We start from the raw sequence: 12,941 nt of genomic DNA, 5'->3' as shown, positions 1-12,941 counted from the left end.
TTAATGAGCATAACATACTGAATAATAGAATGTATTGCATTATAATATATTAGAATTTTATGTCCTCATCTCCTAAACACATCATCTGTTTTTATTATATTCCTCCAAATAATCAATTATCTTATTGACATCATTGACGTTCATAGGTTTTGCAAAGCATGGATAAAGGCTCTTTTTTAAAGTTTTGTGGGGGGATGCACTGAGCAATATAATAGGTGTCCGTCTGTTAAAGGTTGATTGGTGGATCATGTCACCCAGCTCGTAACAATCAAATCCTTTATTAAGTTCTGCATCCAGCAAGATCAAATGATACGTTTTTAGTTCCACCAAAACTAAAGTGGATTCCCCATCAAGAGCCATATCGACAGAATGCCCCAATTGCATTAATTGAGAACGTATCACAATACGTGCACCAAGCGAGGATTCTGTGACTAAGAAGTGCAATAAACCATTCATACATACCTCTCAATACAAGGCTTCTTTCGTTAACCTGCCCATGTGTCTTTCTTATTTTTTAATATCGATATACTGCGTGCCTTAAGGCACTACAAATCCATAAATCTAAACTCACTCCTGAATGTTTTGCAGCGATGTATACATCCCGATAAAGCTCGGGGGAAATAGTCAGGTTCAATTGCCCTAAAAAGGGTACGTCAGGGATTTTGAACTGTTCATCACACCGTTTTAAATAATTCTCAATGGCCACAATAAAAGCCTGTTTTAAATCATGTGCCATGGTCGCCTGGAAGGTAATAACTGCCTTGGTATTTATAATTTCACCAAAAAATAGTTCATTGAGATCGTCAAATTCCACATGACCTATGTAGCCTTTATACTGCAACATAACGACCTCCTAGCTCATGTAACAAGCGTCTTATTCGCGCCCTTTTAATCACTTAATTAAAGGATACGTGTCGCTTTTGACTCAATGACTCTTTTCCATATAGCTTTTATGGGCGTTAAGCAACCGCAAACCATTTGCCACCACAATGAGACTGGCACCCATGTCTGCAAATACAGCCATCCACAAGGTAGCTAATCCACTAAGAGCTAAAATAAAGAATACCAATTTAATAATCAGAGATAAGCTGATGTTTTGCCGTAGAATACGAGACGTTTTACGACTTAAGTGAATGTATAAAGGCAGCATCGCCAAATTATCATTCATTAAAGCAACATCGGCTGTTTCTAAGGCAGTATCAGTGCCTTTTCCCATAGCAAAACTTATAGTAGCTGCAGCCAGGGCTGGGGCATCATTAATTCCATCACCGACCATCCCTACCGCTTTATATTCCTTAAGAAGAAGACTAATCGCCTTCATTTTCTCCGTAGGTAACACATTGGCTTGTACTTCATCAATTCCTACAAGTTTTGCAATAGCACGAGCGGTAGTGGCATTATCTCCAGTGAGCATCGCGGTTTTTATGCCTTGTTGATGCAAGGCTTCAATAGCCTCTTGGCTTGTGGAGCGAAGCGTATCCGCTACAGCAAAAATTGCTAATACCTGGATCTTATTGCTTAAGATTACTGTTGTTTTGCCTTCTTCTTCCAATCGTTCAAGCTCTAGTTCAACTCCTAAACTACATACTTCGTTGTCTTCCGCTAATTGGTGATTACCAACATAATAGAGTTCTTGGCCAATTAAGCCTTGAACACCTCGACCAGGCAAAGCGGTAAATTGATCGACAGAGAGCATCTCTTCATCCGGTTGCTCTTTATGCCAATAGGCTACCAATGCGTTTGCTACGGGGTGTTCGGAGTGAGAATCCAGGCTTGCTGCCCATAATAATAACTCTTTCTTTGTATGGTTTTTATCATAAGCAATAAAATCAGTAACTACCGGTTTACCTTCAGTTAATGTGCCTGTTTTATCCAGGGCAATTAATTTTAAACGATAGCCGTTCTCTAAATAACTTCCCCCTTTTATAAGTATTCCGCTCTTAGCTGCAGCGGCTAAACCACTTACTACTGTAACAGGGGTGGAGATAACTAAGGCACAAGGACACGCAATAACCAGTAAAGTTAATGCCTTATAAATCCAATCATACAAAGGATAACCAAATACCAAGGGAGGGATGAGGGCGACTAGAACTGCAATAAGTACCATTATTGGGGTATAGTACATCGCAAATTGATCGACAAATCGCTGAGTTGGAGCACTCTCACTTTGCGCGTGTTCAATCGCTTTACCAATTTTTGCGAGTAGGGTATCTCCTGCAGCGTTACTCACTTTAACTTCAAACGAGCCATGTTCATTGAGTGTTCCGGCAAAAACACTATCCCCTATCCGCTTACTCACCGGCATTGACTCTCCAGTAATAGGCGCTTGGTTCACCGTACTTTGACCTGAAATCAAAAGACCATCGAGAGGAATACGCTCACCGGGTTTCACTCTAAATACGGCACCAGGTCCCACTTCAGTAACGAGAAGTGTTTGCCATTGACCATTTTGCATTTTAACTTGAGCTACCTCTGGGGCAATTTCCATTAAACTTCGAATCGCCTGGCGTGCCTTATCTAAAGAATAACGCTCAATACGTTCAGCAAGCGCAAATAAAACGGTCACCATTGCAGCCTCTGGCCATGCACCAATAAAAGCAGCACCCGTTATGGCAATTAACATTAAGCTGTTAATGTTCATCGCTTTGGTCCGTAAAGCAATCCATCCCTTTTTAATGGTTGCAGGACCGCTTAACGCGATGGCTAATAAGGCAGGAACAATAACCCAAATGGATTGTTCTGTTGCAAGATAATACGCAGATAATTCTGAACAAAGGGCAAATAATCCCGCAAGTCCAATGGCACCCCAAGACGCATCAATACCAAAACGCTTACCCCCATGCTCTGTTACGCTGCTATTTTTAGAACGAACGCTCATGCCCAGACTTTCAATTTTTTGCTGAATGGGCTCAATAGTGGGTAAATAATGGTGTACTGTTACTTCTTCTGCGATGAAGTTAAACTCTAATTGTTTTATTTCAGGTATGGTTTCTAATTGCTTTCGGATTAATTTTTCCTCAGAAGGACAATCAAGCCCTGCAACAAAAAAGGTCGTTAGAGTTAGAGGCGTGGTCATAGTAACACTCCTAAATAATACTCACTGCATTAACTAGACTCTAGTTAATTGTTCTTCAAAGAGATGCTCCATTTGGAACACCCTCTTAATTATCCGTCTCTTCGGTAAAATGCTTCAGCATGTCATCTAAAATACAGCGAACATGAGCATCATAAATACTGTAATAAATATGTTTCCCTTCTCGGTTGGCAACGAGCAGCCGAGCCGAACGAAGTAAACTCAAATGATGGCTGGTTAGTGGTACTGATAACTGTAATTGTTGTGCCAGTTCAGAAACAGACTTAGCACCCTCTAAACAAGTCACCAAAAGTCTCAAGCGATTAGGCTCACCCATTAAATGTAAAATATCGCTCAGAGTTATCATTTGATCGTGTGTTAGCATAATGACCTAAACAGTTAAACAAGTATTTAACTATTACTATAGCTAAACACTGTGTTTTGTCAAATTCACTCTGATTTTTTTTCAGGAGGTGGCCCTTTTTTACGGCGCTCATGGAAGATGTAATATAACCCTGGTAAAACTAATAGAGTCAGGAAGGTCGAGGAAATAATTCCGCCAATGACTACTGTTGCCAAAGGACGCTGCACCTCAGAACCCGTGCCTGTAGCAAGTGCCATGGGTACAAAACCGAGCGATGCCACTAATGCAGTCATCAACACGGGGCGAAGTCGTGCTAATGAGCCTTGCAATACCGCATCTTTTAGATAAAACCTTTTCTGTTCACGCAATTTATTAATAAAGGTAATCATGACCAAGCCATTGAGTACCGCAACCCCAGATAAAGCAATAAATCCTACACCTGCTGAAATGGATAAAGGAATATCGCGTAACCATAAAGCGATAATCCCACCCGTTAAGGCCAAGGGAATTCCCGTGAACACTAATAATGCATTTTTAACATTTCCGAAACTCATAAAAAGGAGTAAGAAAATCCCGATCAAGGTAATCGGCACTACAATTTGCAGGCGTTGTGTGGCCGATTGCAATTGTTCAAACTGGCCTCCCCAGGTAATCCAATAACCGCTAGGGATTTTGACATTTTGTTCTATCCGTTGTTTGGCTTCATTCACAAAAGAACTTAAGTCACGATTTCTCACATTAGAGCTTACGACAATACGGCGCTTACCACTTTCACGGCTTATTTGATTAGGGCTTTCACTTCGAACAAAAGAGGCGACCTCATTAAGCGGAATAAAATGACGCTCTCCATCTTTTGAGAGCGGCAGAGGAATAAATATTTGTCGCAATACATTGGGATCTGAGCGCATGGATTCAGGCAGACGGACAATTAAATCAAATCGCTTGTCTCCTTCAAACAACTCTCCGCCCTTCTTACCGCCGGTCGCAATAACGATGGCATCTTGTACGGTACTTATTTGTAATCCATAACGTGCTAACGCCTCACGATTAATCTTAACCGTTAAAAGAGGCAACCCACTCACCTGTTCTACTTTTACATCCGCAGCACCGGGAACCTTTTTTAATTGGGCGCTTATCGATTCAGCAATTTTTAACAACACATCCATATCATCACCAAATACTTTTACAGCCACATCACTGCGAACCCCTGAAATCAGCTCATTAAAACGCATTTGAATGGGTTGAGTGAACTCATAATTGTTCCCTGGAACTTGTTGGACTGCGTGTTCAATTTCTTGGACTAATTCTTGTTTGGTTTTTTTAGGGTTCGGCCAATCTTGACGCGGCTTTAGCATGATAAAGGTATCTGCTACATTCGGAGGCATGGGATCAGTGGCTACTTCTGCAGTACCTAGTTTTCCAAACACAGTTTTTACTTCAGGAAATTCTTTTACCCGTTTTTCTACTAAATCTTGCATGGTAAGAGCTTGGGTTAAACTGGTTCCAGGGATCCGCATCGCATGCATTGCGATATCTCCCTCATCAAGACTGGGAATAAATTCTCCACCTAAACGAAAAGCCAGGAAAAGGCTTACTGCTACTAAAAATAATGCGGCACCCAAGACCACTAATCGGGCATGAAAACAGCGCCTTAATACGACGGCATACCCAATACTCAAATGATGCACCAACCAATTTTCTTTTTCTTGGACGCGACCATTTAAAAAAATAGCAACTGCTGCAGGAACAAAGGTTAAGGCAAAAAGCATCGAAGCTAACAGCGCGATAATGACCGTTTCTGCCATGGGAAGAAACATTTTACCTTCAACTCCGGTCAAGGTTAAAATAGGCAAATAAACTACGGTGATAATAAACACGCCAAATATGCTAGGCCTAATGACTTCTGTTGTGGCATAGGAGATGACTTTTAAGCGTTCTTCAAGATTTAAAATACGTTTAAGGGTATGCTGTTGCTCCCCTAAATGTTTGATACAGTTCTCAACTATTATCACCGCACCATCCACGATCAAGCCAAAATCAAGTGCTCCTAAGCTCATTAAATTGGCACTGATTTTGTTCTCAACCATCCCTGTGATTGTTAATAACATCGATAAGGGAATGACCATGGCAGTAATTAAAGCCGCGCGAACGTTACCTAAAAAGATAAACAGAATCACACAGACTAATAACGCCCCTTCCAGTAAATTTTTCTTAACCGTATTAATCGTTGCATTCACTAATAAGGTTCTGTTGTAGACTGTCACCGCCTCAACACCAGACGGAAGTGATTTATTAATTTCCATCATTTTTGCAGCCACACGCTCAGATACGGTTCTGCTGTTTTCACCCATCAACATAAATACAGTGCCTAAAACAACTTCCTGGCCATTTTCAGTTGCAGCGCCAGTACGTAATTCTTTTCCTATAGCCACCTCAGCTACATCTCTAATACGAACAGGAGTTCCTTCGAAACTGGCAATAACAATGTTTTCTATGTCTGCAATATTTTGTACCTGACCTGGAACACGAATTAAATTTTGCTCGCCATTGGTTTCAATATATCCCGCACCCACGTTGGCATTATTGCGTTCCAAAGACTCAACGACATCATTTAAACTCAATCGATATCGCACCAGTTTCATGGGATCAGGTGTGATATGAAATTGCTTTTCATAACCCCCAATCGTATTGACCTCGGCAACGCCCTCTACATTGCGTAATTGCGGTTTAATAATCCAATCTTGAATGGTACGCAACTCAGTAGGATTATAACGTTGGCTGACTGGCACGTTCGCCTGATTGGTCACGGTGTACATGAAAATCTCGCCAAGACCCGTAGAGATTGGTCCAAGAGTTGTTTCAACATCAGGCGGTAACTTATTTTTCACTTCTTGCAAACGTTCATTAATGAGCTGCCGTGCAAAATAAATATTGGTGGCGTCTTTAAAGACCACTGTTACCTGAGACAGTCCATAACGTGATAAAGAACGGGTGTAACTAAGACTTGGCAAACCACTCATCGCCAACTCAATTGGGAAGGTAATCCGTTGCTCTACCTCAAATGGAGAATAACCCGAAGCCTGAGTGTTAATTTGTACTTGCACGTTCGTGATATCAGGCACGGCATCTATAGGAAGGCGTTGAAAGTTATATACTCCAAGGAGAGCAATAGCGGCAGTAAATAACAACACAAACCAACGGTGTTTCAGGGAAAACCGAATAATTTTCTCAAGCATTATTGATCCTTAGTGCTCATGGCTTGCGCCATCTTTACCTAATTCAGCTTTCATAAAGAAACTGTTTTTACTCACATAGCGTTGGCCTGCATCAAGACCTGACACTACCTCTGCCCACTCTTCATCTTTTTGCCCTATGGTTACAGGAGTCGCCTCAAAGTAATCGCCTTGTTGAACAAAAACCACCTCGCGTTCTTCAAGGCGTTGAATGGCAGATAGAAGAACCGCAACAGGCACATTTTTTTCCTTAATGGTGATTGCTGCATTCACATACATACCGGGCAACCACGCACGAACTTCATTAGGGATAACCGCGCGAGCTAAAGTAGTCTGACTGTCTTCAATCCCTAAAGGAGCAATGTAAGAAATGGTGCTCGTGGATTGGGGCTTACCTTCATCCCCCGTCACGGTGACTTCCATACCTGACTTTATCAAAGGCGCTTCTTTGCGATATAAGGTGAAATCTGCCCACACATTAGCAAGATTAGCCACTTCAAAAATGGGCTTTGTACTTTGTGCCAACTCACCATTGGTCGCATACTTTTGTACAATAGTCCCTGTCATCGGTGCGGTAATGGTGTAATTTTGTAAGCTCTCGTTACTTTCAATCGTGACTAAAACCTCTCCTTTGATTACCTCGTCACCCAAATTCTTATTGATTGCTTTGATAATTCCTGAATAACGGGCATAAATAGGGGTCAGGGTATCGCGATTGGGAACAATTTTTCCTACTACTTTGAGTTGAGTTTTAATCGTTTGGCTTCGCGCGACTTCAGTTTGGATGTCTGCGGCTTTTAAAACGGTCTGGGGAATTTTAACGCGTCCTTCAGCAGTCTCATAATGCCAGGTGATGTTTTGCCCCTTGATATTTAAGTTAATCCCTACTTCAAAGGAATGGGGTTCACGAATCACTTCATTACTTTGTAAAAAAGTCTCAACAGGCGTGAAATTAATGGTTTCTTTTTTTCCAGAAAAGCGGGTTAACGCAACAGTTAATCGCGCTTTATCAGGTGAGATTACTTCTCCATTATCATAAAGGTAGGCACGGAAATGAGGAGGCATACCCCGTTCAAAAATTAAAAGCTCCATAGCTAGTGAATCTTTTTTAAACAACCGACCGCCCTGTGGTCCTTTTTCTATGGTTTCTTCATGTTCCTTTTCTTCTCCGGCGGTTGACGCATCCTCTGCCCAAACATGAAATGCACACATAATAGTGAGTATAATAATGAATGGTTTTAAAAATTTCATTTGCTCTCCTTGGGATTATCCAGCCCCAAAAGTCCTGTAATCTGAATTAAGGATTTATGATAATCGGCATGGGCTTGTTGATAATGTCGTTCTTCCTCATACAAAGCATTTAAAGCCACAGATAATTCAATGTAGGTATAACGTCCCATTTGATACCCTTCTTGAGCAAGTTTTATGGATTTACGAGCCAAGGGTAACAACGACTTGGTCACCAGTTGTGCTTCGTAATTATTTTGCTGCGCTTGTAAAAAGGATGCGTAGAGATTTTGGCGCACTGCCAATTGGGTTCCTCGATATTCATGGGCAGTTTGAGTGTATTGAGCTTCTGCGGTGAGGATTCTTCCTTGATTTCGATCATACACAGGAACTTGAGCAAAAGCTGAGGCAACTGCAGCATTACTGCCATCATCTGAAAAATGACGGCCACCCAATTGAATGTTCAAGTCAGGCCATACTGATTTTTTTACTGCAGTAATGGTAGCGCGTTTGGCTTGCAACAGAAGTTTCATTTGAAGCAATTGCGGACTCCCTGCAATTTTCTTTAATAATTGCGGCCAGCTCCATAACGTGCCTGGCAGTCCTTTATCTACCAATACATTATCCACACGGAAGTTAGTTCCTAATAACCGCGCCAATTTTGCCCGCTGTAATAAGGCCTCGCGTCCCGCTTTACTCTCCTGAATCTTTGCTTCACCCAATCGTACCTGGGCTAATCGTAAGTCTAATTCAGCTCCAGCTCCAGCTGTTACACGCCGTTCTATAGCAGAGACTATGTCTTGGTTTAATTTTATTAACTTCTTGGTGACGAGATGCCATTGAGACGCATACAATGCATCTACGTAAGCCACACCTACAGCGACATACAGCACTGTTTTTTGCACATTAATACTGGCCAGAGAAGCGAGATAATCCGCATAAGTTGCTTTTTTGAGGTACTGTAATCGATGACCTAAAGGGATGGGTTGCGTTACAGAAAGTGTCGTTTCTGCAGATTCATAACTGCTGTAGGCACCTGAGCCACCAAAGTTTTCCGCGGTCAGTGTGACTTGAGGGTTAGGATAAAGCCCGCTTTGAATGAAGTAACCACGCATGGCCTGTGCTTTGTCCATTTCAGCCTGCAATTCTGGATTGCTTTGATAGGCCTGATTCAATGCATCTTTAAATGTAAGGGGGTTAGCAGCCATTACTTCGTTTAAAACAAAGATGAATAAAACCGTAAGTATCCCTCTTATGAAATAAAGCATTCCTTACCTTCAATAAATGTCTGTAAAAACAATCTTCTTTTGAGTTTACTCTTAAATAGATTAATTATACACCCCTGCGATTTATTCTTTAAAATCATTTAAAAACTTAAGGATACATGTTAAAACAAAGATATTGATCATCAAATTAATGCTTTATTATAAGTGACTCTGCTATGTTGATTCGTTTTATAGGCTTAATTCTTTTGATACATACGTCTACCATAGCAGCTAAGCCATTGACAGTAGGCATTGTATCTTATGATCCTCCCTTTACTGTTCGTGCGGATAAAGACCATTATTTTGGTTTTGATATAGAGCTTATGAGCAGCCTATGTACTGAAATGAAAACCCAGTGCCAGTTTAAACCCATGTCCTTTAATCAACTCTTTACACAATTAAATAAAGGAACAATCGATTTAGCCATTGCTGCAATTATCATAACCGATGAGCGACAAAAACAATTTAGTTTTAGTCTTCCCTATTTAGTAAGTAACGCACGTTTTATTACAACATCAAAGAACTCAATCACGTCGATAGACGATTTCAATAAAAAAAATGTGGGCGTCATACGAGGAAGTATTTTTAAACAATGGATCACTCTTAAATTGCCTGGAATATCCATTACACAATATCCTACAACAGAGCAATTAATTAGTGCATTAAACAGCAATGAAGTTGATGGTATTTTAATGGATGATTTTTCCGCAGACTATTGGATTATTAATAATCAGCACTCTTTTACAGGAATTGGCGAACCATTACTCATAGGGACAGGCTATGGAATTATGGCTAAAAATGGTTCTGTGCCACTCATTAAAAGAGTGAATAAAGCGCTTAAAAAATTAACCAATAATGACATTTATATTACTTTATATAAGAAATATTTTCATATCATTCCAACACACTGATCTTTGAAAGGAATTATTAAATGACTAAGGACAGCCCCATGCGATTTTTTAAGCTCTTAAATAAAATAAGTATCCTAATTTTAATTTTAATGGTTCTATCCTCTTGTACTTCAACAACTGGAGATACACACACGCATAAGAAGAACCCAGGAGGGGGGTATCGCCCATCGGGACACCCAGGACGGCATTAATAGTAAACGAGATGTAGTTACTTTTTAGATGAGGCACTGATGAATATGAGAAGTTTAATACAAAACACGCGAATGACACCAAGCGCTAAAATTATTTTTCTTTTTATATTCTCTATATCCTTAGCCTTCGCCAGTGAGCATCCCGTGTCAAAGGTGATTATTCCTAAAACCATCCCAGAAGTTTTTCAAGAAATAGACGAATACAATGCCGCTCTTGATAAAATGCTTGAGATGAACCAGTTAAGTGAAGTGCACTATCATGTTTTTGCTGTTCTTGAATTGGTAAAGGCCCTACCTAAATTAAGCCAACATCTATCACCAACACAATTAAAGATACTTCAAAACCATATTGCATCTATTAAAAAACTGGCCACTCAAATGGATGCAAGCAGCGATGCAAATGACTACGATGAAACTCAAGACCAATATAAAAAATTACAAAGTCTTATAGATGAACTCCATACCTATTACTCCATTAAAAAACACACCCAATAATTAACAATCTCTTTAATGGATTTTCCATTATTAATTCTAATTCCATCTATACTTGTATCAACTCCTTTGATAAAAAAGAGATAATGGACATCGTGTTTAATCATAGTATTCTTGCTATAAGCGGTGTTATTTTCGCCATAGGAATTATATTGTTAATTCTCGCCAATGGACAATTTGGAAAAACAATGAGGCGTATGGGGTTTATTCTTTCTGGTTTTGCTTTAATTGCCTTTACTCTCTCATACTTTCTTGATGTGCTTTCAATGAACACTTAATTTCCGTGTAAAACCTTAAAGGCTAAACACCTCTTTGAGTCGTGTGCATGCAATCAATTAATAAATTGAATCCTCATTAAATCAATGTATAGTTGAGTTTAGGGATAGTGATACCCATTCAATCTATCAAAAATCAGTAAGGGATGAGCGGTAATGAAGAGCCATAAACATCAAAAGAACAGCAACGGTATCAAAAAATTTCATATCTGTTTGTGGGTTGTACCTCTTATGATTTTATTAGTTGTCACCAAATTTTTTATTCATCGCTTCAATTTAGAATTTGTAGCCGTAAGCCCTCTTTTTACAAGCACAATGGCCGGAGCCATTTTCATCATCAGTATTTTACTTGCTGGGATTTTAGCAGACTTTAAAGAAGCCGAAAAATTTCCAGCAGAAATCCGAGCCACTCTTGAAAATATATTAGAAGAAGCAACCCTTTTTCATCAGAAAAATAAGGAATTTGATTTAAAAAAAATTCTTATCACTATTAATAAAATAGTTCACCTCTTTTTTAAAGGAATAGATCATGAAGGAGATCACCACGATTTAGATCCTTGTCTCAATGCAATCAACCAATTGGCATCATCCTTCTCAGAGATGGAACAATTAGGTATGGCGCCTAATTTTCTTGTTCGCTTAAAAATAGAACAAGGTGTATTACGAAAAATAGTATTACGAATATATCAAATCCAAAGGACTCAATTCATTCCCTCCGTCCATATTTTGGCTGAATCACTCATAGGTTTTCTCACCTTGTTTCTTCTGTTCTTAACGACTGAAGGCTCTCCAGAATCATTTATACTCTTTGGCTTCATTGCCTATTTTTTTCTCTATATTGGACGACTCATCAGAGTATTAGAGAAACCATTTAGAGAGGGACATGAAACCATGGATGATGTGAGTCTTTTTCTTCTGCGAGAGATGAAAAGTTAACAGAGGTTATCTCTATTGACATCATGTAACATCCCGCATAAAACTAAATTAGATTCATTAAATGACTAGGAACCCAAATGACAGATAAAATTCGTGGAAAATTAAAATGGTTTAATGAAAGCAGTAGTGAAGATTATTTTGTTCATTTCAGCGCTATACAAACAAGTGGTTTGGAACATTACCTGAAAGTGCAAATATTATGTTTAAAGTAGGTAAAGGACAAAAAGGCAGGCAAAAGAAGTTGAAATAATGTCCTCGATTTGCCTAATCGTCACTAATGCTTCTCTTAATATTAAATAGTTCGTAAAAACCATATAGGTGGTTTAGGTAAGCAATTTACCATTTTATGCTGTCTTGCTCTAACCCAATGAATTAACAGATCTTTTATCTAACCCTAAAAATCAGATTTCCACCTAAAAACGCCTGTTTTTGCCCTGAAAATTATTCGCATAAGTAGACATATATGAATAATTATGACCTTTTTCACTGTATTATGTGAAGCAAACTACTATGTTAACGCAGGGGTTGATTATTCACATAACACATACGCGGAATTTAAGCTTTTCATTGTAAGGTCTTAAATTTAACCATTATAACTCTCTAAAAATTGATAAAATAATTATTCACATAATATGCCACAGCATAAAATGGTAATTTCCTTCCCGAAACCCCTATTGTAAAATTCAAATATTCCGTCAAGAAAAAAACAAGTAATATTATTGCAAATAAAGCATTTAAGGAATTGCGATATTTTAAATTGATATGGGTTTTTAATACTTAAATACCTTTGATCAGCCTTATTCTATTTTAGTCTCGAAAAACAGTATTTAATGCGATATGAACCAATCAATTATTGGAATATGAAGTCACTTACTAATATACTCATATTTTACAAAGAATTAACTAGCATATAGTAAGTGAATTGGCTATCTACTTATGAAAACAGATTTGTCTTAATTGACAAAACAATTTCT

The 12,941-nt window shown here is 39.0% G+C and carries 10 protein-coding genes and 1 pseudogene; 4 read left to right on the top strand and 7 right to left on the bottom strand.

Annotation, left to right across the window (positions count from 1 at the left end; translation table 11 throughout):
* Positions 1–81: 81 nt before the first annotated feature.
* From Lery_RS10965 to Lery_RS10935, 7 genes are all read right to left on the bottom strand, one after another.
* Positions 82–456 carry a response regulator gene (locus tag Lery_RS10965; RefSeq protein ID WP_058527304.1) on the bottom strand — a complete coding sequence of 125 codons (375 nt, stop codon included), beginning with the start codon at positions 454–456 and terminating at the stop codon, positions 82–84.
* Positions 457–514: 58 nt separating this feature from the next.
* Positions 515–844 carry a type II toxin-antitoxin system HicB family antitoxin gene (locus Lery_RS10960; RefSeq protein WP_058527303.1) on the bottom strand — a complete coding sequence of 110 codons (330 nt, stop codon included), beginning with the start codon at positions 842–844 and terminating at the stop codon, positions 515–517.
* An 81-nt stretch (positions 845–925) separates the two neighbouring features.
* A complete protein-coding gene (locus tag Lery_RS10955) occupies positions 926–3,076 on the bottom strand; it encodes a heavy metal translocating P-type ATPase (RefSeq protein WP_058527302.1) in 2,151 nt (716 codons plus the stop codon).
* Between the two features lie 85 nt (positions 3,077–3,161).
* The gene (locus Lery_RS10950; RefSeq protein ID WP_058527301.1) at positions 3,162–3,458 is read right to left on the bottom strand and encodes an ArsR/SmtB family transcription factor; all 297 of its coding nucleotides are present in this window, start codon (positions 3,456–3,458) and stop codon (positions 3,162–3,164) included.
* Positions 3,459–3,523: 65 nt separating this feature from the next.
* Complete coding sequence (locus Lery_RS10945; protein WP_058527300.1) at positions 3,524–6,673, bottom strand: efflux RND transporter permease subunit; 3,150 nt, start codon at positions 6,671–6,673, stop codon at positions 3,524–3,526.
* A 9-nt stretch (positions 6,674–6,682) separates the two neighbouring features.
* The gene (locus tag Lery_RS10940) at positions 6,683–7,921 is read right to left on the bottom strand and encodes an efflux RND transporter periplasmic adaptor subunit (protein ID WP_058527299.1); all 1,239 of its coding nucleotides are present in this window, start codon (positions 7,919–7,921) and stop codon (positions 6,683–6,685) included.
* Positions 7,918–9,105: a TolC family protein gene (locus Lery_RS10935; RefSeq protein ID WP_420324164.1), complete on the bottom strand. Its 1,188-nt coding sequence runs from the start codon at positions 9,103–9,105 to the stop codon at positions 7,918–7,920. The genes Lery_RS10940 and Lery_RS10935 overlap by 4 nt, the downstream gene beginning before the upstream one ends.
* A gap of 233 nt (positions 9,106–9,338) precedes the next feature.
* Between Lery_RS10935 and Lery_RS10930 the strand changes: the two genes are divergently transcribed.
* The 4 genes and pseudogenes from Lery_RS10930 (at position 9,339) to Lery_RS10910 (ending at position 12,217) form a co-directional block, all read left to right on the top strand.
* Positions 9,339–10,073 carry a transporter substrate-binding domain-containing protein gene (locus Lery_RS10930; protein ID WP_082657197.1) on the top strand — a complete coding sequence of 245 codons (735 nt, stop codon included), beginning with the start codon at positions 9,339–9,341 and terminating at the stop codon, positions 10,071–10,073.
* Between the two features lie 230 nt (positions 10,074–10,303).
* Positions 10,304–10,759 (top strand): hypothetical protein, encoded by a 456-nt coding sequence (locus Lery_RS10925; protein WP_058527297.1) that lies wholly within the window; start codon positions 10,304–10,306, stop codon positions 10,757–10,759.
* A gap of 428 nt (positions 10,760–11,187) precedes the next feature.
* A complete protein-coding gene (locus tag Lery_RS10915) occupies positions 11,188–11,967 on the top strand; it encodes a hypothetical protein (RefSeq protein ID WP_058527295.1) in 780 nt (259 codons plus the stop codon).
* Positions 11,968–12,044: 77 nt separating this feature from the next.
* Positions 12,045–12,217: pseudogene (locus tag Lery_RS10910) on the top strand (cold-shock protein).
* Positions 12,218–12,941 lie beyond the last annotated feature (724 nt).

Source organism: Legionella erythra, from assembly GCF_001467615.1.
Taxonomy (GTDB): domain Bacteria; phylum Pseudomonadota; class Gammaproteobacteria; order Legionellales; family Legionellaceae; genus Legionella_C; species Legionella_C erythra.
This window is presented reverse-complemented; position numbering and strand designations above follow the sequence as displayed.